At 59.8% G+C, this 26,825-nt stretch carries 14 protein-coding genes; 1 reads left to right on the forward strand and 13 read right to left on the reverse strand.

The features are described 5' to 3' along the window. Positions 1-127 precede the first annotated feature (127 nt). The 7 genes from THIMADRAFT_RS09625 to THIMADRAFT_RS09660 form a co-directional block, all read right to left on the reverse strand. Positions 128-883 carry an alpha/beta hydrolase family protein gene (locus THIMADRAFT_RS09625; RefSeq protein ID WP_007192835.1) on the reverse strand — a complete coding sequence of 252 codons (756 nt, stop codon included), beginning with the start codon at positions 881-883 and terminating at the stop codon, positions 128-130. Beyond that, positions 883-3,681: a condensation domain-containing protein gene (locus THIMADRAFT_RS09630; RefSeq protein ID WP_007192836.1), complete on the reverse strand. Its 2,799-nt coding sequence runs from the start codon at positions 3,679-3,681 to the stop codon at positions 883-885. Before THIMADRAFT_RS09630 ends, THIMADRAFT_RS09625 begins: the two co-directional genes overlap by 1 nt. Beyond that, the gene (locus tag THIMADRAFT_RS09635; RefSeq protein WP_007192837.1) at positions 3,678-6,878 is read right to left on the reverse strand and encodes a non-ribosomal peptide synthetase; all 3,201 of its coding nucleotides are present in this window, start codon (positions 6,876-6,878) and stop codon (positions 3,678-3,680) included. Before THIMADRAFT_RS09635 ends, THIMADRAFT_RS09630 begins: the two co-directional genes overlap by 4 nt. A 42-nt stretch (positions 6,879-6,920) precedes the next feature. Next, the gene (locus tag THIMADRAFT_RS09640) at positions 6,921-11,792 is read right to left on the reverse strand and encodes a type I polyketide synthase (RefSeq protein WP_040730819.1); all 4,872 of its coding nucleotides are present in this window, start codon (positions 11,790-11,792) and stop codon (positions 6,921-6,923) included. A gap of 319 nt (positions 11,793-12,111) precedes the next feature. Next, positions 12,112-13,947: an amino acid adenylation domain-containing protein gene (locus tag THIMADRAFT_RS09645; protein ID WP_158308375.1), complete on the reverse strand. Its 1,836-nt coding sequence runs from the start codon at positions 13,945-13,947 to the stop codon at positions 12,112-12,114. 1,558 nt (positions 13,948-15,505) lie between these two features. Beyond that, positions 15,506-16,402, reverse strand: coding sequence for a cupin-like domain-containing protein (locus THIMADRAFT_RS09655; RefSeq protein ID WP_007192840.1), 897 nt, complete (start codon positions 16,400-16,402; stop codon positions 15,506-15,508). Between the two features lie 75 nt (positions 16,403-16,477). Further along, complete coding sequence (locus THIMADRAFT_RS09660; protein ID WP_007192841.1) at positions 16,478-16,708, reverse strand: hypothetical protein; 231 nt, start codon at positions 16,706-16,708, stop codon at positions 16,478-16,480. Positions 16,709-17,332: 624 nt separating this feature from the next. On the opposite strand from THIMADRAFT_RS09660, the gene THIMADRAFT_RS09670 reads away from it, so the two are divergent. Then, positions 17,333-18,583, forward strand: coding sequence for a nucleotidyltransferase domain-containing protein (locus tag THIMADRAFT_RS09670; protein WP_007192843.1), 1,251 nt, complete (start codon positions 17,333-17,335; stop codon positions 18,581-18,583). A 180-nt stretch (positions 18,584-18,763) separates the two neighbouring features. Here THIMADRAFT_RS09670 and THIMADRAFT_RS24690 read toward each other — a convergent pair whose 3' ends face one another. The 6 genes from THIMADRAFT_RS24690 to THIMADRAFT_RS25650 form a co-directional block, all read right to left on the reverse strand. Beyond that, a complete protein-coding gene (locus tag THIMADRAFT_RS24690) occupies positions 18,764-19,858 on the reverse strand; it encodes a GNAT family N-acetyltransferase (RefSeq protein WP_007192844.1) in 1,095 nt (364 codons plus the stop codon). A 128-nt stretch (positions 19,859-19,986) separates the two neighbouring features. Further along, complete coding sequence (locus tag THIMADRAFT_RS09680; RefSeq protein WP_007192845.1) at positions 19,987-21,225, reverse strand: ABC transporter ATP-binding protein; 1,239 nt, start codon at positions 21,223-21,225, stop codon at positions 19,987-19,989. After that, entirely contained in the window at positions 21,225-21,992 is a 768-nt protein-coding gene (locus THIMADRAFT_RS09685) for an ABC transporter permease (protein ID WP_007192846.1), read from the reverse strand. The genes THIMADRAFT_RS09680 and THIMADRAFT_RS09685 overlap by 1 nt, the downstream gene beginning before the upstream one ends. Positions 21,993-22,139: 147 nt before the next feature. Beyond that, positions 22,140-23,339, reverse strand: coding sequence for a glycosyltransferase family 2 protein (locus THIMADRAFT_RS09690; protein WP_007192847.1), 1,200 nt, complete (start codon positions 23,337-23,339; stop codon positions 22,140-22,142). 220 nt (positions 23,340-23,559) lie between these two features. Next, complete coding sequence (locus tag THIMADRAFT_RS24695) at positions 23,560-24,846, reverse strand: glycosyltransferase family 2 protein (RefSeq protein WP_007192848.1); 1,287 nt, start codon at positions 24,844-24,846, stop codon at positions 23,560-23,562. Further along, positions 24,843-26,021, reverse strand: a complete 1,179-nt coding sequence (locus THIMADRAFT_RS25650; protein ID WP_083829261.1) for a glycosyltransferase — start codon at positions 26,019-26,021, stop codon at positions 24,843-24,845. Before THIMADRAFT_RS25650 ends, THIMADRAFT_RS24695 begins: the two co-directional genes overlap by 4 nt. Positions 26,022-26,825 lie beyond the last annotated feature (804 nt).

A 26,825-nucleotide genomic window follows, 5' to 3' on the forward strand; every position in this document is an offset into this window, starting at 1 on the left:
ACGCAGGGCGACCGACGCGCGGTCGCCGCTGAGCGATAGGAGAGAACACCCGTGAGGGGGGTGCTCCTCCCGAAATTCACCACACGTTCGCGGACACGGGTCTGAGGAGCCCTTTGAGTCTGATCCATCATCCGAGATCCGTGAGCCATCTCTTGATGACGCGGGTCGCCTGCGCCGGCAGCGGCGCCACGCCGACCTCGCTGTCGGCCTTCCAAGGTAACGCGTCCTGCACGACTTCGAATCTGCAACGCAGTTGATCTTGATCGAGCAACGATCCAAGCCGGCCGAATTCCGGCTGATGGGGCGAAGCAATAACGCCGACCTCGCAGCTCACTGCATTCAATGCGCATTCGAAACTCAGCTCCCTGATTTGATGGAGGTTTTCGTCAGCGATCGGCAGTCCGCCGACGTTGCGACAACCGGCGTGTTCACCGATCGTGGCCTCAATCAATTCATTGCAATAGGTTGTGCCGTCGATGATCGGCTCCCAAGCGATGACCCCTTGGACGTCGGTGCGCTGTCGGGCAACGTCGAGGGCAAACAGGGCGCCGAGACGAATACCGATCAGGTGGACCGCATCAACCCCGCTAATCGCCTTGAGCTCGTCGATGGCGGTCCCGATGTCCCGCGGGTGCTCCGAGATCCGCGTCTCTCGGGAATCGCCAGCCGAATCGCCCGTCGCACGGTAATCAAACCTCAGGCAGTGGATCCGTTCGCGCGAGAGGCTCTCGCCCAGGATGCGATAAGCCCACTGCGTCGCGATCGCCTCGTGCGCAAGCGGGCTGCAAAAGACCACCCCTCGACCGGCATGCCCGACCGCGACCGCCGGATGATAGACACCGTATAGCTCCCGGCCCGTGGCCCCGAAGAAGAAAGGCAACATTACGCAGCTCGATCTCGAACAATCGCGTCTTTGGGGGCATACTCGGCGACCCGACGGAGCGATTGGAAGAACAGAAGCCTCGGCTCCACACGCCAGCCCAGACGCAACTGCATCTGCTGAATCACGCGGAGTGCCTGCAAAGAGGTTCCGCCCAACTCGGCGAAACTGTCGTGCGCGCCGATGCGTTCGGTCCCTAGGATGTCCGCCCAGATCTCGGCGATACTCTGCTCGGTACCGGCGCGAGGCAGCTCGAAACCGAGCATCCCCGGGGCGCCGAACGGATCCGGGAGACGCTCGCGGACGACCGACCCATCGCTTCGCCGCGGTAGGGCCGGCACATCGACAATCAGCGTCGGACAGTGTCGCCCCGGCAGCAGGTCGGAGAGCGCGTCACGCAGGGACGTCGTCGTCTGCTCAGCACCGAACGACTGTTCGACCCAGACCAGCAGACGCGCCGCACCGGTGTCGGCCCGCCTGATCTCGACGTGTGCATCCACAACGCCGGGTTGCTCCGCGAGACGCCCTCGCAACCGATCGGCCAGCTTATAGAGTGTCGCTCGATCGTGCCAAGCCGTCACGCGAATGCGATCTGCGCTCAACCATCGACCGCGACATCCAGCCGGCACCCGCAGTTCGCCCTCCTCCTCGGGGGAGACACCCAGAACGATCTCACCGTCCACACCGATCGGACTGGCCCGGCCAAGCCGATCTACAACCATCAACTCGACCGGCTCGAGCGGCTCGACACAAACCGCTCCGGATTCCGCTCTCCCCGCTGCAAAAAGGATCGGACCCTGATGCGTCTCGCTCGTCAGGACGTAATGGACGGCGGAAAACGAGCGGATCAGCTCTCTCAGGACCTCCGGGTGTGCATGCCGAGGATTCACGATCAATGTCGTGGCGCCAAGCACGCGGGAATCCGTGTCGAGCCGGGACAAGGCCGCTGCCATCGGCACACCGGTCACGAGAACCTCGGGTGGGCAAGCGGAGATCTCCGAATAAAGGCTTCGCTCATCGTGCGCAGAGTATCGCGAGGGCGTCGAGGCGACTACCCCCGACCGAGCCGCGACCCGCTCGAAGATGCGGTAACCGGCGTCTCCGCCGCCCGAATCGGCGATCATCAGTCGATCGCCCGGGCAGAGCCCAAGCATCCGCGCGAGCTGCTCGGCCTTCTCCTGCTCCGGTTTTCCGATCAGGGCCGGAACAGCGGCCGGGACGGGCACAACCGGAGGCGGGGTTCGGCCTGACGTGATCGCGCTCGACAGCGAGAGGGACATGTCGAGAAGCATCAAATCCGGCCGCGCCAACCCCTGCTCCAGCAGAGACAAGAGCCGATCGAGCAGCCGCGTGATCATGCCCTCGCTGAAGCGGTCGGCGCGATAACTCAGATCGACGGTCACCTCCCCCTTCGGAGTCTCGTCCATCCACAGGGCCAGATCGCCGTTGATGCCATGGGCATCCACGACCGGACCGGGCAGGATCAGAACCTCGCCCCAGGGATGCGGTCGGCCACCGGAGTGCCGATAGGTGAAATTCAGCTGAAAGAGACGACTGCGAGCCAGATCGACATCCAGCGCCTCGATGACGGACTCGGCCGCGCAATTCTGGTGCGCAAATCCGTCGAGTGCGATGTCTCTGACGTTCACGACATGGTCTTCGAAGCTCCGGCGCTCGTCGACCTCGAACCCGAGAAAGATGTGATTGGTGAAGGTTCCGATCAGCCGCTCGAGTTCCGGGCTGTCCCGCCCCTGCACCGTCGTGGTCACCACCAACGTCTCGGAGTCGCTGTAGCGCGATAGGAGGAGCACATAGGCGGCGAGCCAGAGCATGAAGGGCGTGACGCCCGACCTCCTGCAGTAGGCATGCACGGCCGCCGACAAGGCACGGGGAATCTCGGCATGGATCCGTGCACCCCGTGCGACCGACTCACCCTCCGAATCGATATCCGCGGGCAACGGGTGCGGAGACAAATCGCCCGCGAGGCGGCCCTTCCAATAGGCGACTGCGGCACGGGTATCCGGAGCTTCCTGGCGGAGTCGTTGCCAATAGGCGTAGTCGTCATACCGAAGCCGCAGCTCGGCGGGCATGACCGATGGCCTCCCGACAAACTGCGTATAGAACTGACCGGTCTCGCGAACCAGGATCTCGAAGCTCGCCGCATCCCAGATAATCGCATGTGTCACGATGCCGAGCAGGTGCTCGTCCGAACCCCACGAAACGAGATAAGCACGCAGAGCGGGCTCATTGGTCAGATCGAAGGGCACCATGGCGAGCGCCTCCATCCGGTCTCTCGCGATGGACTCGACCCGTTCCGACGGGTAGCCGGACAGGTCGATGCGCTCGAGCGTAAGACGGCAATCCTCCTCCGTGACGACCCGAGCTTCGCCCCCAGCGGCCGAGACGAAACGCGAGCGAAGGAGGCCATGACGCTCGCAGACAGCCTGCAGTGCACGCTCGAGGGCAGAGACGTCTAGCGTGCCCTGCAACCTCAGGGTGTCGCAAAGCGAATACCTGGGGTTTGCCGGATCCAACTGGCTCACTGTCCAAAGGCGCTCTTGGCTCGGAGACAGGCAACCGGTCGCTTCGGAGCTCGGCTCGGGCCCGCGGACGTACCGCGTATCGGATCCATCCGAGATCTCGCTCAGGACAGCCAGGATTTCGGCCTTGTTGTCGCGGATGGCCGCGGCGAGCTCGGGGGTCAGGGCTCCGCTGGGCGCGTTGACGATCAGCCGATCTCCGGAGGGCTTTAGCCGGACATCGCGTTCGACAAGCAACGTCAACAAGTCGCCGACCTTCAAAACGCCAGCTCCTCCCGCTCGCTTCCCTCGACATCGACCGGGTGCTCGGCCAGCTTCATGAGCGTCGAGATGTGCGCCGCAAGCGCTTCGAGCCGTGAATTCTCGAAGAGCCGCCGCAGCGGCAACTGGATGCCCAGCTCGTCGCGCAAACGCGCGATCACGCGCGCTGCCAAGATCGAGTGACCACCGAGTTCGAAGAAATCGTCGGCGATCCCGGGCTCTTCGATGGAGAGGACATCCTGCCAAATGGCGGCCAGAGCGCGCTCGGCTTGGGTACGAGGCGCCACGCGTGCAATGCGTTCTGCCCCGGCCTGAGCGGGGGCCGGCAATGCCTTGCGATCCGCCTTGCGATTCGGCGTCAGCGGGATGGCATCCAGTTGAGTGAACTGGTTAGGTAACATGTACTCTGGAAGGAATACGGCAAGCTGTTCGCGGAATCGCGCAGCGGGAATCTCCGAACCGTCCCGGGCGACATAGTACCCCACCAAGCGGCTGTCCCCCGGGCCGGCCTCATATACGGCGGCGACCGCCTCGGCGACGCCCTCGCAACGCAACATGGCCGCTTCGACCTCGCCGAGCTCGAGGCGGAAACCCCGAATCTTGACCTGGGCATCGAGACGGCCGAGGTACTGCAAGGTCCCGCCGCGACGCCAGCGCACGAGATCCCCCGTACGATAGAGTCGTTCGCCGTCTTTGAACGGGGACATCACGAACCTGTCGCGCGTCAGGTCCTCACGGTTGTGGTAGCCCTCGGACACGCCGGCACCGCCGATGAAGAGTTCTCCGGCCACCCCGACGGGTGCCAGTTGCATCGCATCCGACAGAACGAACATCCGAGTGTTCGCGATGGGGGTCCCGATCGACGCGATCGGCTCGACCTTGCGGACTTGGTGAACCGAAGACCAAACGGTCGTCTCGGTCGGGCCGTACATGTTGTAGAGCCTGTCTGTCCGCTCGATCAGTCGGGCTGCAAGCTCTCCGGACAGTGCTTCGCCGCCACATAGGGCAGTGAAGGGCCGCGATGGGCGCCAGCCCGATTCGATCAAGAGCGTCCAAGTGGCCGGTGTCGCCTGCATCATCGTCGCACCCGATGTCTCGAGCAGGTCACAAAGCGCCGCTCCGTCCCGTGTCTGCTCTCGACTGGCCACCAGTGTCGTGGCCCCCACAGTGAGTGGAAGAAACAGCTCGAGCAACGAGATGTCGAAGGATAGAGTGGTGACCGCGAGCAGGATGTCCTGCGGCTGGAGCCCGGGGCGCTGGGCCATCGCACCCAGAAAATTGGCGAGGTTGCGGTGCAAGACCCTGACGCCCTTGGGTTGTCCCGTCGAGCCCGAGGTGTAGATGATATAGGCGAGGTCATCGGGGCGAGACGTGTTGGGTGGTGCGATTGGCTCCATCTCCGACAAGGTCTCTGACTCGGCATCGAGCAGCAATGTCGAGACACCCTCAAGCGGCAGACGCGGCGCCAGACCACTCGTCGAGACCACTAAGCGAACCTCGGCGTCGTCGATCATGAAGCGCAGACGATCCGGAGGAAAATCAGGATCCAGCGGTACGTAAGCCCCACCCGCTTTCCAGATGGCGAGCGCCGCCACGACCATGTCGGCATCACGCTCGAGTGCGATACCGACCAGCGAGCCACGACCCACATCCAAGCGTTGCAAGGCACTCGCAAGTCGGTTCACCCGATCCAGCAAAGCTTGGTAATTGTAGACCGTGCCCGGTGCGATGAGTGCCGTCGCATGGGGACTGTGGGCACACTGAGACTCCACCATTTCGTGTACGTGCACCGACAGATCCAAGTCCGCCTCGGTGGCGTTCCAGGTGTCGATCAGACGGGTCCTCCAGTCGCTCGGAACGACAGGCAGCCTTTCGATGGTTTCCGTGGGTTCGGCCACCACCCCCGCCATCAGAGTCTCGAATTCTCGCAGCCTGTCTCGGATGCCCTCCTCTTCGAACAAGTCGGAGTTGAACTGACACTCGATCCGAATGCCGTCTTGGACCTTTGTTAGGTTCAAAAACAGCTCGAAGTTCTCGAAACTACGGGGGTTATTGTTGACTTGAACCTCGATGCCGGAAAAGCCCTCGGTCACGATGCCCGCGGGATCGACGTTGAACTGCACGGGTACCAACGGTATCCGGCTAGGGTCACGCGGAATCGGCAACGACTGCAGAAGACTTCCGAACGTAAAGTCTTGATGCTCTAAGGCATCGAGAACCTTCTCCCGCGTGAGGGCCACCAAGGACTCGAACGACATCGAAGGAAGAATCGCGACGCGAATGGGCAACAGGTTCACACAGTGCCCGACCAGTCCGTGGATTCCCGATGCATTCTGTCCCGCCGCCGGCATACCGGTCACCAAGTCGGTTGCACCCGTGATACGGTGGAGGTACGCCATCCATCCCGAGAAGAGCAACACAACAAGACTGGCCCGACAGCGACCCGCGACCTCGTTGAGCCCGGCCACGAGATCGCTGTCGAAGAGATGATCGACCCGTCCCGAACGGAAGGTTCGGAAGGAAGGCCGGGGCTTGTCCGTGGGCAAATCGAGTGCCGGAAGGGACTCCTTGAACTGCTGAACCCAATAGTCGCGCGACTTGGCCCTATCTTGCGTCCTGAGGAAGCTGAGATATTCCGAAAACGCCGGCGCGGCCTCGAGGGGCCTAATTGCGCGACCGCAAAGATCATCGTAGAGCAGGCCGAGCTCGCAGGTCATGACGAAGCTGGACCAGCCGTCGCAGACGATATGATGAGCGGTGACGACGAGGACCTGATGACGTTCGGACATCCTCAGGATCGAGAAGCGATACAAGGGGCCATGCTCGAGATCGAAAGGGGTCTCCACTTGGCGAACGCAATATGCACGAAGCGCGGCTTCCGGATCCGGCTCGGTCGACAGATCCAATCTCGCGATCTCGGGCCTGAACGAATCGACGATGCAGAGCAGCTCGCCGTCGGGGCTGAAGGTCGTCCGCATCGACTCGTGCCTGACGACAAGACGCTCGATCGCCAGTGCGAGCGCATCCGGCTGCAGGTCGCCGTGCAGGTGGATATGGATCGACTCGTTGAAGGCGCAGGAGGCGTCGTCGCCCAGCTGAGCGGCCGCCCAAATCTCCTTCTGGGCCTCGGTCGCCGGCAAAGTGCTGGTCAACATCCCGTCGGCGAAGGGATCGTAGTCGATGGGCGTGGCTTTCATGTATCTCTTCCTCGAAAAGTACCCTTGCCGGAGCGATCTCGCCTAGGTGATCAGCAGATATGCGCCGGGACGATCCGGGTCAGGGGCGTACCAGGCAGGGTTGCCCCGAGGATCCTTACCCAATCTGGCTCCGGGAACAGGCGGCCTGAGCGTGCTTGCAGGAATACCCTCTTCGGCCTGCGTGACCTTGGCTGAATGGAGCATCCCGTCGGCGATCATGCGCTCGATACTGAGACGGAATCCCTCGACGAGTCGATCGATGTCGTCCGGCGTATGCGAGGCTGTCATGTATGTGGGGAAGCCCTCGAGCGCGAACACGCCATGATGACGAAGATAGTACCAGAGCAGGGATCCGAGCTCGCTCTTGTCCCGATTGCGCAGATACATGATGGATGTAAAACACGGCATCTCGAAGGGAATGTCGTAGTTCTTGAAGAGCGTATTCACCCGTGCGACGAAACCCTCTGTGGTCATTGAGACGCGACGCTGGAGTTGCGGTCCCTCGCGTTTGAGGATGTTCAGCATTGCGTGCGATGCCGCGATCGCAAAGGGCTGCCGGACGAAGGTACCGGCGAAAAAGGTTACGCCCGCCTCCGGCGAAGAATCGTCCCCGTAAGCCCAGGTACCGCCGTCGAAGGTATCCATCACGGCCCGCCGTCCCGCGACGATCCCAAGCGGAAGGTTGCCCCCCGCAACCTTGCCGTAGGTCGCAAGATCGGCGCGCACGCCGAAATGGGCTTGCGCACCGCCCGGGTGACAGCGAAAACCGGTCACGACCTCGTCGAAGATCAGGAGGGCACCCTTGCTTTGCGTGATGCTCCGCAAACGATGCAAAAACTCACGAGGCTGCAGCTCAGGCCTCCTGCTCTGCACAGGTTCGACCAGCACGGCTGCGACCTGGTCGCCGATCTCTTCGATGATCGACAAGGCACTGTCGTGACCGTACTCAAGCACGATCACGTTGGCGACGCTTTCCCGCGGGATTCCCGGAGCGGAAGCCAGGGTCTTCAGGTAACCCCCGCTCGCCAATCCACGAACCAAGACCTCGTCGAAATTCCCGTGATAGTCACCCCGAAACATGACGATCTTGTCGCGTTGCGTGTAGGTTCGGGCGCACCGAATCGCCGCCTGAACCGCCTCTGAACCGGTACAGACGAAGCTCGCCCGATCCATGCCCGTCAGCTCGCAGACCAGCTCTGCGGTCTCGCCGGCGAGGCGCTGCTGGGGTCCGATCTCGAACCCGCGGGACATCTCGCGGCCGATAGCCTCCGTGACCTCGGGATGGGAATGCCCGAGGAAGTTCGGGCCGAAGCCGTTCAGGAGGTCGATATACTCGTTGCCGTCCAGGTCCCAGAGCCGGGCGCCGGAAGAGCGCTCGCAAACGATCGGATAGACGATCTCTTTCCATACCCGGTGAAATCCGGCTGCGGTTCGCGGATCCGCATGATGTTCGCGATAACGCGCGATGTGTGCCTTGGAGGCAGCCGTTCGTGCACCGTGCTCCTGGATAAACGTCCGCAGAGCGGCTTGGCGTCTCGGATCCAAATCATCCCAACTGCCCACGCCGGTCGGCCGATCGTCATCCGGATCCCGGGGTAATTTGCCGGGGTAAAGGCTATCCGGATCGATGTCGGGCGCCTTGATCGCCAAGCCCTCCGACCGGGTCCCGAGGTTGGCCACCGACGGCGCGGTCGTCATTGTCGCTGCAGGCACAGCCGCGGACTGACCGCCCGCAAGCAGCTCCAATTGGCGGCCCATCAGGCGGAGCTGCTCCGACACAAGTACCTCGAGCTGCGTTCCGCTCTGCAGAAACCCGCCGGGGGATGGTGAGACAGAGGCAGGCACGGACGCTGCAACGCTTGCCGTCGGCGGGACCGGTAGTGGCGTCGGCGGGGGCACAGTCACCGGCGTGGCTTCCGGCGGGATCAGTCCTGCCAGATGCCGGGCCAGGGCCTGCAACGAATCCAAATCTCCACTGAGTTGCCGAAAGGAAACCGGGACGGCGAATTCCCGATTGATCGCGGCACTGATTTGGGTCATGAATAAGGAGTCGAATCCGAGCGCCATGAAGGACTGCCCGGTGTCGCTCTTGCGAAGATCCATACCGGAGACGTCCTCGAAGAGCTCAATGACACGCTCGAGGATCCGTGCGTCGTGTTCCTGGGTATTCAGCATCTCGGGCGACTCTGTGACTGCTGCCCCGGCCGGTTCGGCGGGAACAACGGGGGCTTGTTGATCGGATCGCTCAGGCGTCGGGTATCCCGGGTCGATCCAGTGACGCTGGCGCTCGAAGGGATAGGTGGGAAGACTCACGCGCGCTCGGGTCTCGCCTTCGAACATCCCAGCCCAGTCCAGGTCGGCCCCATTGACCCAAAGTCGAGCCAACGCGACCATGACCGACTCCGGCTCAGAAACGCCACGTGTTCCCAGGGCCGCTGCAAAGACATGCCCGCCGTCGGATTGGCGCTCCGCGAGCGAGGTCAAGGTTCCCCCCGGACCGAGCTCGATCATTCCGCATCGCCCTACGGCCAGCAATGTCTCCAGCGCGTGGGCGAAACGGACGGGGACACGGAGCTGGGACTGCCAGTATCGGGGCGACACGGCCTGCTCGTCCGTCAGCATCTCCCCGGTTACGGTGGAGACGATCGGGATCTGCGGGGGCCTCAGCACCACTCGGGACAGGACCTCGCCGAGCGCCTCGACTGCCGGATCCATCATCTCGGAATGAAAGGCGTGTGATGTCCGCAAGCGGGTGCAGCGAATTCCCCGAGCGTCAAGCTTACGCTCGGCCGCATCGACTTGCTCCGGCCGCCCGGCCAGGACCGTCAAATCGGGCGCGTTCGATGCCGCGATGCTCAAACCGAGCTCCGCACCGGCAACGGCGGCATCCGCCTCGCCAAGACCCACCGCAAGCATGGCACCTGCCGGCATGGCGTACATCAGGCGCCCGCGCTCGATAATCAGGCGCATCGCGTCGCTCGGCGTCATGACCTCCGCGAGGGCCGCTGCCACGAACTCGCCGACACTATGACCGATCATAACGTCGGGACGGACACCGAGGCTCCCCAAATATCGCGCCAACGCGAATCCGATGGCGAACAATGCAGGCTGCGTATAACGGGTTTGCTCGAGCAGCCCGGCCGCTCGATCCTCTGACTCCGCGGCGATCGTCAGCTCGCGTAGATCGATATCGAGCTCGCGGTCCGCTACCAGAAAACATTCATCCATCGCCGCCCGAAACGCCGGTTGACGACGGTAGAGCTCAGCGCCCATCCCGGGGCGCTGCGCCCCTTGGCCGGGAAACGCAAAGGCCAGCCTTCCCGGCGGCGAATCTGCACGCCCGACGACGACACGCGGGCCCCGACCGGATCGAAGCGCACGGACCATCTCGACGGCGTCTTCCGCCACAGCCGCAAGCCGATAGTCGTAGAAAGATCGACCGACGGCCAATGTGTAGGCGACGTCACCGAGATTCGGCGGCAGCCGATCCTCCAAGCGCTCCGCCAGCGCACGCGCCGATTGTTCTGGACCGGCTTGGTGGCGGGCGCTGAGGAGCGCCACAGGCACCGCCGTGTCTGCGTCGCTCGGGGTGAGCAGCGGCGCCTGCTCGATGATGACGTGCGCGTTGGTACCGCCGACGCCGAACGAGCTGACGGCGCCGCGTCGGGGTGATTGCTCCGAGATCCAGGCATGGGTCTCGGCCGAGACACGAAACCGGGTGCGTTCAAGGTTCAGAGCTGGATTGGGCTCACGAAAATGCAGGGTGCCCGGAATAACGCCCTGCTCTACGGCGAGCGCGACCTTAATCAACCCCGCGGTTCCCGCCGCATGGATCATGTGGCCGACATTGCTCTTGAGGGCGCCCAGCACGCAGGATCCCGGCCCCGCAGTTGCAGAGCGCTCGTAGACTTGGCTCAGGGCCTCAACCTCGATGGGATCGCCCAAGGGTGTTGCCGTTCCGTGCGTTTCGATGAAGGTGACGCTGTCCGGGTCGAGGTTCGCGGCGGCAAGCGCGGTTGCAATGACCTCGGCTTGGCCGGTCACGCTAGGCGCCGTAAAGCTCATCTTATCGGAGCCGTCGTTGTTGATGGCCGCGCCGCGGATCACTGCATAGATGTGGTCGCGATCCGCGACAGCGTCTTCAAGACGCTTCAGTAGCACCAGCGCGGCGCCCTCGTTGAAGGTCGTACCGGTGCTGGACGCATCGAACGTGCGGGTATGCCCGTCCTTGGACAGCATTCCACCCTCTTGGTACATGTAACCCCGACGCTGCGGCAGGCTCACCGAGGCTCCGCCGGCGAGCGCCATCTCGCACTCGTAGCTTAAGAGGCTCTTGACGGCCTCCGAGACAGCAACTAGCCCGGTCGAGCATGCGGTGAACAGGCTGACACTGGGTCCCTTGAAGTTGAGTTTATAAGCGATCCTGGTCGCCGGAAAATCGGCCTCGTTCGCCAACGCGGCGTTGAACTCGCCGTAACGGTCCAACAGCGAGGGGTTGCTCGCCAGGTTGAGCTCCATGTAACGGTTCCAGTTGGTCCCGACATAGACCGCAATCTTCTCGGGCCGACGATCAGAGCCGTAACCCGCATCTTCAAGCGCTGCCCAAGCGAGCTCAAGCAAGATGCGCTGCTGCGGATCGAGCATCCTGGCCTCGGCCGGCGGGATACCGAAAAACGACGCGTCGAAAAATTCGACACCGTCCAGGAGTCCCTTTGCCCGGACATAGCTCGGGTCGTCTACAGGGTATGCGCTGTCGCGATCCAGCTCCTCGGGCGAGAAGAATGTGATGGATTCCTGGCACTCCAGCAGATTCCGCCAGAACTGGCGCGCATCGGACGCGCCGGGAAAGCGCCCGGACATACCGATAATTGCAATTGAATCAGGCGGTAAGATGTCATTCCGATTCTGAGACATATTGAATTCGCGTCATCCTTAAGTCGTTTTCCGACATCCGACATGATAGACGATGCCTTGACCAACACCTTTACTTCCAGCGTTACCGAGGCGGTCATACCATCGCCGCCAGAAGGCACCAAGCAGCGCCACTTCGACCGCAATTTCTAGCCACGGAGGCTGCAGCCGCGTTGAGCGCATCTCTTGTCGTCTCGAACCCATCTCCCAGGCTTCGAACGCTACGACGGGCCAAACCGGAGGGATTCGTCACCATCGCCGATGGCTTGCATCCGGCTGGCCTACTGTCAATGCTACCAATCCATCGCTCAACGCTGCCAATCTATCGCTTGCCACGGCGACGCTCGCGCGCCTCTCGTGCACGGGCCGCTCGGCGCTCGGCCGCCTCCAAATGTGAAGAACCAGTCGCGCCTGCGAGGTACGCTGCAAGTCGATCGACGGAAGGGAACTCGAACAACTTGATCACGGGTATCGGTCTGTCGAGCTCACGACTCAGTCGAGCCGCCACTTGGAGGGTACCGAGAGATGTTCCACCGACTTCGAAAAAGCTATCTGTCCTTGAAAACCGGCTGCCGGACGGCAGCACGAGACGCCACAAACCTTCGATAAGGTCGGGAACCGTCGACCAAGACAACTGCGCATCCATTAAGGAGCCGTGCCCATCCATCGGGGCAGGCATATCGCCCTCGAACGGGTTCGGCAGGCGGGATTCATCCAGCTTGCCGTTCTGGTTGAGCGGCATGTATGCCAGCCGTTCCACCCTCGAAGGAACGACTGCCGCAGGAAGTTTTCGGGCCAAAAGATCTTGCAAATCATCAACGTCGACACCGTCGGCAAGGTAGTAGGCTACGAGATGTTTATCGCCGCTACCGTCCAGCTGCACCCGCACCTTCGCGTCGGTCACTCTAGGGTGAGACAACAAGAGATTCTCGATCTCACCGAGCTCGATGCGATTGCCGCGGATCTTGACCTGAGTGTCATTGCGCCCGAGGTAGTCGAGCAGTCCATCGCCGAGGTCCTTAACCAAATCACCGGTCTTGTACATCAGATGGCCTGGCTCACCGATGAAGGGGTCCGGAACGAAGCGCTCGGCCGTGAGCTCGGGCTTGTTAAGATAACCCTGAGCGACACCGTAGCCCCCGACGAAGAGTTCACCCACCTCTCCCGGCCTCACGGGCTCGCCCGTCTCGTTAAGTACGTAGGTCGTGGTTCCCGCGATAGCCCGCCCGATAGGAATCGACGTCCAGTGATCCGGTATCGGCCGGGGAATTTTGTAGCAGGTACTGATATGGTTCTCGGTTGGCCCGTAGGCATTAAAGAGCACTAGATTGGGCAAAGCGGCCTGGGCCAACCGGATATGAGGCGCAGACAGCGCTTCGCCTCCGACGAAGATCGCCTCGATTCCCGAGAGCACTGTGGGATCGATGCTGACAATACTGTTGAAGAGTGAAGTCGTAAGCCAGGTTGTTGTAACCCGATAGCGCTGGATGACTTCCCGAAGCAGCTCAAGGTCAGGGACCCCGTGCTGTGGGAAAAGGACGCTCTGCCCACCGTGCAGCAAACCGCCGAAGAGTTCGAGAATGGAGACATCGAAAGTCAATGCACTGAGCTGCAGGAACACCCGACCCGAGTTGAACTCGTAATAGTCCGCATCACACAGGAGCCTGATCAGGCTCCGATGCGGCAGAACAACCCCCTTGGGGGTTCCCGTCGAACCGGAGGTGTACATCACGCAGGCAGGTCGCTCGGGATCGCTTTCGGGAACGCCAATGGAGCCGGTATCGTGAGCGAACGATTCCGGCATTAATCGATAGGTTTCCCCCGCGAAGTCTATTTCCATCGAACGATCCACCAGCACCAGTCCCGGTGAGGCGTCCTGAAGCATGTAGGCAATCCGGTCTCTCGGGAAACGAGGATCGATCGGTAGATACGCAGCTCCGAGCAGCATCGCGCCAAGATAGGATGCGACGGTCTCAAGTTGTCGGTCCGCAATGACCGCGACGATATCCCCGGCACCGACGCCACGGGCCTCGAACTGCGCCGCAGCCGATATGGCGCGATCTCTGAGCTCCCGATATGTCAAGCTCGTGGGCGCAGCGGGATCAGCGAAAACCAAAGCCGCCTTATCCGGAAAATCCGCCGCTGCCCGTTCGAACATGTCCCATAACGTAACGGCCGCGGGGACTGTGCACGTGAAGTTGTGTATTGGCATACCGTTTAGGTGTATCCAGTTGCAACAGGTTGAAACGAACCGATCCCGTCGCCGTTGCGATAAGCTCCAAGGTCATCTTCCGAGGTATCAAAGGGTAGGCAAGTCCCGACAACCTCGCAGATAAACGGCGATGACTTCCACCTGTCCATCCGAAATCGCCACAAGACTAAACCCTTGCCGGCCAACTCGCTCGACGAGTTGCCCCGGCAGCGGAACAAACCGCTGTCGCAAGACACGATATGGCCGCCTCGACGAGACAGTCGGATCCGCAAAGACCAAAGCCGCGCGATCCGGATAACGTTCCGAGACATGCTCGAAGAAGTTCCAGAGCGTGACCGGGTTGGTGTCCAGCAACGAAGCGTTTTCATAGACAGATTTCGACGGTCTGCCAGGATGATCGCCTTTTCGCCACGGGCGACCGAGCGGCGCCAGCAGTTGCCGAAAGGCCACCGGAAACGTCGCCCGCTGGCCAGCGATTCAATCGAACCGCCGACGAGAGAGTAAGCTATTGGGGGTCCGAGCCGACGTTTGGCAGAGCCAGATCAACGACCGACCCGCCATCAACAATATGGCATTAGCAAACAACGAGCCGGTTCTTCGAAGCACCCAGGAACGTTCGGGTCGCCCGCTTCGCCAAGCAACACCGACGTGTACAAACGCGCTGCTTCACCGACCAGATCCTTCGCAAGTCGGGGAAACCGAACCCGATCGAGCCCCAGGAAGGCCGATCTGGCGTCGTCGTGTTCAAAACTAGTGAAGACACGATGCCTGGCTGGCTATGCCCTCGCAACCAATCACCGCTTCAAAACCGCCGGATCCTCGCGCTGCTACTTTAGGATACTCCACGCAAAAAATGTCAAATTGTTACATTTGTCAAAAAACAAGAGCCTTCAGCGTCAGGCGCTGACTCGGGCTGTCTCCGGCCCACGGGCGGGTGCGCACAACGCTCGGTGCGGCGCCTATGCCTGCGCCAGCAGCTCGGCCCGGCCGGCGGCGGCGATTGGCGGCCGTTGAGGTACTTCACCAGCGCGCGAGAGCAGCCGGCACCGGAAGCAGCAGCGTGCGGCTGCTGATCGCCGCGGTATGCCGGCCCGGATCGGCTAGCCGCAGGAACAGGCTCGACGAACTTGTAGGTCCTCCATCCTCACCCCCTCTGGCGCGCGATCAAGAGGATTACCGCATGTTGCCATGCTCTGCTAGATCACCTCGCCGAACTGCGCGCCACGACCATCCTGAACCTCGTAACGGGTGCCGATACCTTAACGACGACCGGATAGCCTCCATACGATGCCGGTCTCCCGCGAGGCGGACCACCGGGGCGCAACGGGTAGGCCGACCGAGCCTAAAACTCTGTGCCGAGACCCTGCGGCGGATCCGTCGTGCCGTCGACGCCATTCCCCGTGCCGCGCACGATCCGGACCGGACTGACCCCTATTCCTACTACGCGCAGCTTGGCCCGCAGCCATGGAGGCAGCGATTCGTTTTTTGATTCGACCGCACGACGTCACGAGGCCCGCTTGAAGCGCTCTTGCACGCTCAGGACGGGGCCGAGCGCGCGTAAATACGCCTGAGCCACCGCCCCCTTCGCAGGATGTGAATCCGCGAACTTCCAGCGCACCTCTTCTCTAAACCGATTCCAATTCGAGCCGCAGAGCTGGTCAAGCGCGACAGAGATCGTCACGGATTTCGAGACCGTCGTATGCCACCAGCCGTTCGGGATAAACATAGTCTCCCCTGGACCGACGACGAAAGACAGAACGGTCGCATTGGCGACGAGCGGGAACCGATCGAGATCCGGATGCTTGAGATCGCCCACCATCGACTTCCACGGGTCGTTCGGATCGGGATAAAGATACTGACCGTCCCAAGGCGGCACGACGATGAACTCCTTTTCGCCGACAAGTTGGTTGATCCAGGCGTGGAGCCCCATGTAATCGTAGTGGACGTACGGAAAGGATCCGCCTGGACTGCCGAAAAAGATCTCGTGCGTGGACGCACCGCAGAGAAAGGATTCCGGGATCCATCGATTACCGATTCGATCGGGCACCGAATACTTAATGCGAGGCCGAATGTATTCGAGAAGCTCGGGGAAATCTCTGTTCAGCAGCAATTTTCCGGGATAAGGTGCCGGGTTCTCCGGCGTGCTCGCATATAGTCTGTCGATGAACTCCGCGAGCGGATAGTGCTTGCCATCAACTTCAATCTCGCGTTGCCCGAAACGGCTCCTGAAGAATTCTGGAGTAAATAGTTTCCGCGCAGGCCAGTGCGCGGTTGCGTCAGCCAACACAACTGGTTTAAGCGGGTAAAGGTGGTCCGTCCGGAATTCCTCTACTGTCATTCCGTACTTTTTCTCGACGACCATATCTCCGCTGCGTGCGATCTCGATCGTACGTATTGCCATGTCATTAATACTCTTTTCCCGAATGAGGTTACCTTGTCTATTTCGTCTTCCAAGTGCAGGGTTTCCTGCGACCTGCTATTCTCCTTGCCGAAGGTTGATCCAGTCTCTCGGAAAGTGCACCGGAGAAGCGTAACCGAGGTTGGAATAAAGACGCTTGCGTCTGAAGAACTCCTTCATGTAGTCGAAGGCGGTGGCCTCCATCAGGTCGCAGGTGTAGACGCGCTCCCTGGGAACCCGCTCGTTCTTTACCCTGTTGAACCCGCTCTCGCCCGGGCCGTTGTCCGAGCAGTTTCCCTTGCGACTCATCGAGCAGACCACAATCGAGACCAGACCTCGACCGCTTGGGGTGAAGTCATGCGCAAGAAGCTTCTCGGCTACCGTCCGGCTGAGCTTGGAGTCGATCGTAGCCTTGAGGCGGCGCTCGCGGCGGGCCCCGTATGCCGTGCTCGCGCAACATCGCCGAGAAGTCTAGTGCGCGAAGCTCATCCATCATCCACGGATTGCCGTAAGCACCCTTGAGCTCGCCATGGATGGATTGGATCAGCGCCAAGACCGTCCATCCGTCAGCGCCCGGCGATCCGGTGTCGGGCCGCCCTGCAGGGTCCGGTAGCCGCCGATAATCAAGTCGAGGACATCACAGAGCGCGTTCAGGGCGAAGCCGTTGCGATGCGCAGCGATCAAGGCACACCGCAGATCGCATCACTCGCGAAGTACACCGTCCCTTCCTCCGAGATGTCGACCTCGCGCTTTCGCCGCGGGTTCTCTGCGCACAGATACTACAACTCCATCGCCTCGGGCGTGACCTTCGCTGCGCCCGCACCGTCGATCGTAGTGGCCTTGAGCGCCTTCACACAATTGTGCGGGGTCTCGCGAGAAATCTCCGATCGCTTGCGTTAAACTCCGACTTCGCGCTCGGCCTGGAATATGTATATGCTGACACTGGATAGTATCAGAAAAAACGCAGAGTGGTCGGTCGTTATTACCTGCTTAAGGCAGCCCAGCGACAATGCCGAGGCCGACCGATGTCGTGAACTGCTCCATAGCGGCGTCGACTGGGAAGCCCTATTCGAATTCGCAAATCTACACGATTTGCTGCCCATGTTATTCTGGGGGCTCGACCGAATGTTCGCAGCCTACGTGCCGAGTGCCACGATGGAGTTGTTAAGCGATCACTTTCAAGCGAATCATCTAAGAAATCGCCTCGCGGCCGACGTCTTTCAAACCTGCCACAATATCCTTCGCTCCGAAAACATTCCGCATATTGTCTTTAAAGGTTTCGCCCTATCGAGCACTGTCTACGAGCACCCGGCACTCCGACAATTTGGCGATATCGACTTGCTGCTACATCCTGATCACCTCGACCGAGCGTGCCACTTGTGCGAAGACATCGGTTACAGTCGAATCTATCCGCAATTTATGCTTCGCAACCCCCTAATTCAGCAGTTAAGCCCTAAACAGTTAATCGTCTACGAGAATTACTATCATGAGTTCACACTTCAAAGCCGGGACGAACTTATGCCTCTCGATCTTCATTGGCGGTGGTCGCCGCGCATGTACCCGTCCGACCCCGACCTCAGCACGGTTTGGAACGAAGCCACTCCCCTCAGCTTTGGTGGCGTAAGTGCTTTGACATTGTCCGCTGAACACCAACTCTTAAACGTCTGCATTCACGCCGCGAGAGACCGATGGAAGCAATTGAAATGGGTTGTTGATATCGATCGTATCCTACGCTCCACAGGCGCATTTGATTGGGAACGACTTCAACACTTCGCAAAGGCCTCTCGCGCCGAAAGAATCCTCCGTATCGGCATCCAAGTAGCCCACCATCTTATAGAGACACCAATCCCTCCGGAGGCTCCGAAGTACGTGCGCAAAAAAGCGCGACAGAGGGATTTGGCGCCGGTACTTTCAGCCTTGTTTTTGCCTGAAAAACAACCGTCCCGCACCTTGAGATGTCTCGGAATCAATGAGGTATACTTCCGCATTCACGGAATGAGCTTGCACCAGATCCAATACTTTCTGCAAGCACTCATAATGCCACGTCCTGCCGATGAAGTGACATTCAACGTACCCTGGATTGATCAGCCGCTCTGGAAACTATATCGACCGGTCCGAGTAGTAAAAAGCTGCATCCGCCGGATGCATATTTCCCGCAACAATGGGGAAACGCAGAAGGATTGATCAATTACGGACTCTAGGGCAGCCGATTCCATGGAACACCTAATGAGGCCGGATAGGCGTCGAAGGCAGATGCTTGGAATTCTGAGCCCCCGGAATTGCCACGTCGCATCCCGTGCAATGATGGAGCGGCCTCGGAATTTCCACAGATCTTTGTCCCCTCACGCGGACTCTTGCTTGACATCACCTGATCGCGAGGCGTTTGAGACTGTGAAGAAGTAGCCCAAGACCGCCCTTAAGTGTTTCGCGATAGATATAGTGGTTGAATACCGATAACTTCTGTGGCGCCCAATCATCGTTCCATTTGGCCCCGGTAACGAAGCTGATTTTTCGGATTACCGGGTGCCCGGAGCAAATCTGGATTGTATGATCGAGCAGCAAGGCCCCGGGACTTTGTCCTTTGTATTCATCATTATAGCCAATCTTAAGCAGATGGTAGGTATTTCCGGTAATCACACCATACTGTGCGGCGATCGGTTCGCCGTTAAGTCTCAAGGTATCGATGACGCATTTCCTGTTAGTCGCGAGCCTTTCGGTCAGCTCTTCATAAAACCGGCGAAGTGCATGATCATATAAAAGCGCCGTCCGTGCATTGCCTTTCCAACTTGACGCTTCGGTTCGAAGGAACTCTCCGAAAGCCTTTTCGAGATCTGTGTCTTTGCGCACCGACTCGAAGGAAATCGTGCCGAGGGAGTTTAAGTTCCGTAGTTTCCTTCGAATGTTTCTTTTGAACTTCCCAGAAACGCCTGCAAGCGTAGATTGGTAACTGCTTCGACAAAGGACGTATTTGCTGTCATGGCTATAGACGCTGACTTTTCTCCGCGGCTTGCTTGTCTCTAACATAGCGGAAACTGAACTGCCCTCTACTGCGTTTTGAAACAGGATCAGATCGAAAGGTTCCGCCTCCCCTGCCAGCGTTTCGATGATGGCATCCAGCAGCCCGTCGAGATCGCTGCCTGGCTCGCAGACTAAGTCGTTGATACCCATGTCGTTCGGCCAGAAGAGACGCCAGGCACCGAACCTCAATCCGAACCTCGAAAGGGAATAATGCTCCAATGGGATCACCGCGAACGGCTTCTCCTCTTTAGACACTAATATTCCCCGAAACCGACTTCTTGCTTCCGGTTCCACAGAAATAAAGGCTTCAGTCCATTCAGGTAACTGCACGAAACAGGGCGACTGCATCTTTCCGCCGATGAACTTCCATGCCTCGAAGAGCATACCGAGGTCTTCTCGCCCGCGGAAAATCCTGAGCTGGTATCGATTTTGGACCTTCATTCAGACTATCCAGATGATTCGATCTGCTAAGGCTAAGGAATCGGGGAAAGTACTGTCGATCTTCGGGAGTACACGCTCAGTATTGGGCTGGGCCCACTATGCGGATCCGCGCTGGTCAACGGCGCGAATCAGGATAATGCTCGATGTGCTTCGAGATCCCAACGAAACGGTGGCCCAAGGACACCCTTACTGCTTACCCCGCCCTCCACCCGCAAAGGATAGACCTCCCAATGATAGTCGTAGGCGTACTCCCAGTCTGATTGAAAGACGCCGACATTGACGTAATAACGGCCCGCAGCCAGGTCCAGACGCTTGATCGAGAGGGTCGCCCAGCCCCTCCCAAGGACCTCGGCGCGATCCCCGATCACCTCTGTGTTGAGGTCCAAACAGGAGAAGCCGTCTTCGGCCCGACTGATGCCCACATTGAAGCGAGGTGCCCGGACGGCTTTCGGGGCGTTGAACTCGATCGCGACGACCAGTGCCTCGCCCTGGCCTATCTCCTCGCCTGGGGTTAAGCGGACATCGACGATCTCGACCTCCTGTGACCCGAAGCGGTTGCGATTGACCTCGAGCTTAAGCCCCGATGCGGCCAGCGTCGTCGGTCGATGCGGCGTCCGCCGTCGCGTCTCCGAGCGCATCTCGACCTCGTATTGCCCGGTCACGACCTCCGGCAGCCCGGCGACCACCACCTCGCCCCGCTTCAACCAGATCGCGCGATCGCAGAGCTCGTTAATCTGCGTCGGGCTATGCGAGATCAGCAGGATGGCGCAGCCGCTCGCCTTGATCTCCCGAATGCGATTCAGACACTTGGTCTGAAAGGCGAGATCTCCGACCGACAGGAACTCGTCTACAAGCAGAACCTCGGGGTCCGTGTGCACCGCCACCGAGAAGCCCAACCGCATCTGCATCCCGCTGCTGTAGGTTCGGACCGGATTGTCGATCGAATCTTCCAACTCGGCAAAGGACACGATGCGCTCGAATCTTCGGCGCACCTCGCGGATCGTCAATCCGGCCGCGACCCCCGTCACGAAGACGTTCTCGCGTCCGGTCAGATCGCCCGAGAAGCCGGCGCCCAGATCGAGCAAGGCTCCGATACGGCCCCGGACTCGAACCGCGCCCTCGTCGGGCGTACCGACGCCGCCCGTCAACTGCAGCAGGGTTGATTTGCCGGCCCCGTTCTGCCCCACGATGCCCACCATTTCGCCGGCGGCAACCGCCAAGTCGACATGTCTCAGCGCCCAGAACTCCTCTCCTTTGCCGCGGGGGCGCCAACCCGAGACGAGCGTTTCTTTCAGTGTTCGGGGTCGGTCCGCGTGATAGCGACGAAACCGCTTTCCGAGATTCTCGATACGAATGGCCGCTGTCATCAGATCTCCTCGACGAACCGGCGACTCTGATGTCTGAACAAAAGCACGCTCATCGGGAATAAGACGGCGAGCACCGCGACAACCTTGAAAAGCGCTGTCCAGTCGGGTGCATGTCCCTCGATGAGGATGCTGCGGTAGGCAGTCAAGATCGAGACCATCGGGTTCAAGACATAGAGCGCATGGAAATGCTCAGGAATCTGCCGAAGAGAATAAAAGATCGGGGTCAGGAAAAAGAATGCCTGGACCAAAACCGCCCAGGCATTCTGTGTATCGCGAAAGACGACATTGATACCCGCCAACAGGTATGCCAATGTAACCGTTAGAAAAAATTGGATCAGCATGACGACCGGCAACCACATCAAGGCCGGCGTCATCGGCAATCCATCGAAGAACAAGAAGACCATCAAAACCGGTAATGCCAAAGCAAAATGAATCATTCCGGTCGTAACGACCACCGGCGGCAAGACTGCGACGGGAAAACCGGGCTGCCGAATCAAGGGACGGTTTCCGATAATGATGCTGGTCGATTGACTTGTCGTCTTGCTGAACCACTGCCAGACCAAGAGTCCGGTAAAGACGTAAGAGGTGAAATGGGGAATATCGAACTTCAAGACTGCACGCAGGAAAACAAAAGTCAAGAGTTGGAGCAAGGGATTAACCAGTGTCCAGAGGACACCGAGCGCCGATCGCTTGTAAAGCAACTTGATATCGCGTCCCACCAAGACGCGAATGAGATCGACCGATTGTTTCAGTCTACGTAGGTTCATTGGGGGTGTCGCTCGATACCCATATCCCTGCAAATATCCTTCGTCGATCCAAAAGCCGTTGGCGCGCGGGACTTAACCGAACCCATCACATGACGGCATTACAGGTCCGGTCAAGTACATATCGTATCGGTAAAACGGAAGGGAAGGTCATCTAGGCACTCCGGTGCCACAGACGGGCCCGCCACCAAAACGCGCGCGCAATAGTCGGTCGCATCGATAGGTCTGTATATAGGCATAAAACGAATGGCTGGCGCCCCAGATCTCGTTTGCAGGCACCCACCATGGCAGCTTCCCGCGCCCGAGAATTCCGCGCATCGTGCGAAAGATGAGCCAGGAACGCACCCACCTCCAAGCATAAGCCGCCACCACCCGACGAGGGACTTGGCCAGCTCGCCAAATCTTGATGAGATAGACACCAAACGCTCGCCCGTTAGAATAAATTTGCTTTTTCAAACTCGCGATATCTCTTCTGTGCTGGTGCCAAACCAAGGCTCCCGGTTCATACTTCAGTGCCCAGCCTTCGATGAGCACGCGATGAAACATGTCGACATCCCCGCCGCCTTGTGACACCGTACCGACGTCAAGCGCCGTATCGAAGGGACCGCAAAGGGCCAACGCTTCACGTCGAAACGCCATGTTGGCGCCGACCCCAAGATGATGCGCATCCATGGTTTGCTCGGCAGTCATCTCCGAGGCTCGAAAGGTTCGGGCGACGAACCCTTTACCCATGCCGCCATAGCGTTCAAATAGATGCTGAGCTCGGGTCTCCAGCTCCCAAGGCAGGACCAAGCCTGTCGCCGCCTTGACGTCCGGATCCTGAAACGCCTGCGCCCATCCGCCAAGCCAATGGCGATCCACGATCGCGTCATCGTCCACATAAGCGATCAGATCATATTTGGCTTCGTGGAATCCCCGATTTCTCGCCCAGTCGAGACCCGGACGATCCTCTCGGACATAGCGAAAGCCGCTGTCCTCGACGACCTCCAACGTTGCCGCGCCTCGCGAAGCGTTGTCGACCACAACAACTTCAAACTCGGGATAGATTAGGCCCTGGAGGGCCCTGAGACAGCGCTTGAGCGGCACAGGGCGGTCTCGCGAACAGACGACGATGCTGATCGGGGGGAACGAGAGTGGGTCGCTGATTTCGGATTCGCTAAGACTCCCTTCTTTTGCTGCGGACACCAGATCCGCTACAGTGAAGATGTGTTGGCCAGCTCGAATGGACAGCCAAATCGTTCCGAGTACGGCGGCGCCGCGCCTCACTGCTAAGAGTGCGCCGTCATAGCCATCCAGGCCCCAGATGACCTGCGGTTCCTGAAGGTCAAACTCGCCGACTTTTGTTTTCATAACCCAAGATCGTTACCGACCCCCCCCTAAAGCAGTCGGACAAGGCGCATGACAAGTACCCGACGGCGCCCGAGGCATGATAAAACCATCAACGCGCCGACTTCCTCGTAGGCCGGCGATGTACAGCCGCGAAGCAATCTCAACGGCTGCGCCGAGCGCAAGGCTGTCAGCATCGTATCGCCCGAGGCTGACATCTGCCTTTAGATTAATCATCATCCGACTAAACCATCACGGGAACGGCTCGATCTGATACCGGCGATTTATCAACTACGCCCGCAGCGTCTTGCGGCTCCAAGAGCCGGATCCCGAGAAGCTGCAAGCTGAGATGATCGAGAATGTACGCCCGAACCTGATCATATCCCAGCGCCTCCATTCCAAACTCCGGCGCGACTCGTGCGAGCGGGTGGTCGCCATACCAGAGCCTGACGGCGTCAGGTCGGACCTCTTGCAGCAGTACCTCCAAAACCTGCCAGCCCTGTTTCAAATCGATGTCGATCTCCCGCTCCGCATCCGCATGTATCGGTGCATCCTGCACGAGACGCTGCCAAACCGGGAAAGTGCCGAGCTCATCGCGGACCCCGAACCAGTAGTGCAGCGCATGCAGACCCAAATAGCATCGCCGCGCAACCTTCCGCAGTCGAAGTCGAACCGCCGCAAACCACAACAGCCGAAGGCAAAGGGAAAAGAAATCTGCGGGCACCCGAGGCCCCCAAGACAGCTTGAACGCAATCTGACGCAAACGACCGTGCGGTCTGTGACCCAGTGGAAGCGCACGTGTCAAGGACGGATCCTTTCCCAAAATCAAGACATGCCCTCGGCCTTCGGCCCGAGCTCTCGAGAGCGACCGTGGCAAGGTCGGGCGATCATGATGCCAGCTGAACGCATTACGAACGAAACGAACGTGTAAACCCCGCCTTAGGACTCGGGCACCGAAATCGAAGTCCTCCCCTGCTTTGTTGTGAAAGTCGGGATTGAATCCACCGATGGAGATAAAAAGATCACGCGGAACCGAAAGATTCCCCGTACAGATCTCGGTAAAGCGGAAGCGATGTCCGGGCTCTGACAAGTCCGCAAAGAAACGGCCCCACCACGCCGCCGTCGATCGCATCAGGAAGTCTCGACGATCCGCCCCGACGGAAATGGGGAAGTAACCCTGAACAAGCCCGCCTGGGAACGCCCTGTGGGCCTTTAGGTGTGAATCGATTAGGGCCGGTGCCGCCTCCATGTCATCATCCAAAAACAACAGGATATCGGCGCGGGCGTCCTCTGCTCCTCGGTTTCTAGCAGCAGCCGGTCCAGCCGGTGCCTGCTCCAAATACCGAAACGAATAGGGCAACACCAAATCGGACACTCGGCTGCCGGTGTCGTCCGTGCAACCGTCGGCGACAACGATAACCTCGAAGGGTTCACCGAGAGTCTGACGCGACAAAGCGAACAGCGAACGGCTCAAGGATTCAGATCGGTTATGCGTCGGAATGATAACGCTCACTGCATAATTGTCGATCATCGCCCTGCCTCCTGCTCACGACGGACACTTCGAATATAGGCTCGGGGCACATCCAGCAATCCGCAAAGCTCACTGAGGGTCAGTGCGAGCGGTTGAGTCTTTCTTTTTCCCCTGATACCACGCCAAAGATTTCTCAGCAGATGATAGCGGAGCCACCACAATCCGGCATGGATAGCAGCCGGATCCCGGTGCTCCAGCAGGCAACGCAAAAGAAAAACATAGGTCCCGACGTTATATCCGCGCAGAGTCGAGATGAGGCTTTGCATATCCCGACGGTGCCGATGCCAAACCAAGGCTCGCGGATTATAGGAAATGGTATAACCGGCATCCAGTACTCGAAAAAAGGCGTAGGTGTCCCCTGCTGCCCGTGCGGGTGTCCCGACATCCAACTCCCTCGCGAACAAACCCATCTCGAGGAGCAGGTCGCGACGGAAAGCCATGTTCGCCCCGGCCCCGACATTCGCGGCAGCTACGGGGTCGATCGTGGATGCGGTAAAGCGCTTGGGCAAAAATCCGCGGGCGAACCCTCCGACGGTGAACTCGAATACCTCCTGGGCGTCGGTTTCCAACTCCGAGGGCATGACTAAGCCTGTGACACATGCAACATCCGGAGAATCGAACGCTGCTCGTATCTGGTCAGCCCAATCTGGATCGACCACGACGTCGTCGTCCGTGTAGATGACCAGTTCCCCAAGTGCTTGCTTTGCTGCGTGATGACGCGCCCAATTTAGACCGGGCCGGGGCTCGACGGAGTACCGAACCGGGAAGCCCTGAACGACGGTCTTGGTCCGGCCATCCGAGGGAGCATTGTCGACGACCAGTATATCCAGCGCAGGGGATCGCGTGCTGCAAATCGACCTCAAACAGTTCTCGACATCTACAGGTCGGTCGCGGGTGCAAACGGCCACGGTCGCCGAGGGTAACGTACTGAGATTCCGTGGATGTCGGGGCAGCCAGTCGTCAAGAACCGCGCGGGCTAGGCGTTCCTTGAGGGACTCGCAGACTTCTCGCCATAATACGGATCCCTCGATTCGCCCGTCGCGAATGGGCAATGCCAAACGCCCTACCGGAAGTCCGTTCCAGCGGAGCAGGACACATGCCGAGTTATAGCCATGCAGTCCTGTCAAGGATTTTGGTCCAGAAGCCAGATCCACGTCGATGACTTTGGCCGGCATGAGCGTTGTCGCCCCTCAACAAACTGCGGTCGGTAACTGTTTCCGTCGGGCACCGATGGTGACAGACGGGTTTGACCGAATTATAGACACACTCTCAAGCAGAATGCGGAACGGACAGCACAAATTTGGGTCTCGCGAAGCCGCGCAAGGGACCGTCGACGAGACCAAAGACGCCCGGCAGTTCCAAACTCAAGACAATGGTAATAAGAAGGTCTCTGCCAGCGCGGGCCCTAGAGAATAGCCCTCTGGCAGCGGGTTGTCCCTGTCTAGGTCGAAGCCGGCGAGATGCTCGAGCAGAGCTCTCCCGACGTTGCACCCTCTCTGCTGGTCCCCTAGAATGAGAACGGAGTTCGCAAACCTGTCTAAGTCTCCACACGGGAAATCCGTCGACGAACCGCAGGTTAACAAGTTGGAGGGGGGCCCGATGCGGCGATGCCGTCCTTAGGGCGCTGTATAGCGCGGCGCGGGTTCACGCGATTTATCCCAGGGCCACGGAGAACCTGGTTCAGGGCCGCCACGTTCTGCTCGCCCTGCTAAGGCTCTGCGCTTACCACTGGTTCCATCAGCGGGCCACCGACTCGGATTGGGTCGAACTTTGCCACAGTGCGTCATCGCGACTCGCGGACCAAGCATCGTATCTCTCGAAGCTTCTTCCTCGGTTTCGCGTCCAAGTCCCCGAGGAGGAGGCCAAATCCCGGCGCCTCCTTCACGTCGTCGAGGCGCTGGACGACTCGCTTAAGGGTACACGATACAATAACGATATTCCGGTGACCGAAAGACCGCCCGACGGGCAACGAGAAGCAG

This window comes from Thiocapsa marina 5811 (assembly GCF_000223985.1).
Lineage (GTDB): Bacteria > Pseudomonadota > Gammaproteobacteria > Chromatiales > Chromatiaceae > Thiocapsa > Thiocapsa marina.

Coding starts and splice junctions, on each gene's coding strand:
- THIMADRAFT_RS09625 (WP_007192835.1), bottom strand. CDS start 883: ATGTTGCCTTTCTTCTTCGGGGCCACGGGCCGGGAGCTATACGGTGTC.
- THIMADRAFT_RS09635 (WP_007192837.1), bottom strand. CDS start 6,878: ATGAAAGCCACGCCCATCGACTACGATCCCTTCGCCGACGGGATGTTG.
- THIMADRAFT_RS09640 (WP_040730819.1), bottom strand. CDS start 11,792: ATGTCTCAGAATCGGAATGACATCTTACCGCCTGATTCAATTGCAATT.
- THIMADRAFT_RS09645 (WP_158308375.1), bottom strand. CDS start 13,947: ATGTTCGAACGGGCAGCGGCGGATTTTCCGGATAAGGCGGCTTTGGTT.
- THIMADRAFT_RS09655 (WP_007192840.1), bottom strand. CDS start 16,402: ATGGCAATACGTACGATCGAGATCGCACGCAGCGGAGATATGGTCGTC.
- THIMADRAFT_RS09660 (WP_007192841.1), bottom strand. CDS start 16,708: ATGAGTCGCAAGGGAAACTGCTCGGACAACGGCCCGGGCGAGAGCGGG.
- THIMADRAFT_RS09670 (WP_007192843.1), top strand. CDS start 17,333: ATGCTGACACTGGATAGTATCAGAAAAAACGCAGAGTGGTCGGTCGTT.
- THIMADRAFT_RS24690 (WP_007192844.1), bottom strand. CDS start 19,858: ATGAAGGTCCAAAATCGATACCAGCTCAGGATTTTCCGCGGGCGAGAA.
- THIMADRAFT_RS09680 (WP_007192845.1), bottom strand. CDS start 21,225: ATGACAGCGGCCATTCGTATCGAGAATCTCGGAAAGCGGTTTCGTCGC.
- THIMADRAFT_RS09685 (WP_007192846.1), bottom strand. CDS start 21,992: ATGAACCTACGTAGACTGAAACAATCGGTCGATCTCATTCGCGTCTTG.
- THIMADRAFT_RS09690 (WP_007192847.1), bottom strand. CDS start 23,339: ATGAAAACAAAAGTCGGCGAGTTTGACCTTCAGGAACCGCAGGTCATC.
- THIMADRAFT_RS24695 (WP_007192848.1), bottom strand. CDS start 24,846: ATGATCGACAATTATGCAGTGAGCGTTATCATTCCGACGCATAACCGA.
- THIMADRAFT_RS25650 (WP_083829261.1), bottom strand. CDS start 26,021: ATGCCGGCCAAAGTCATCGACGTGGATCTGGCTTCTGGACCAAAATCC.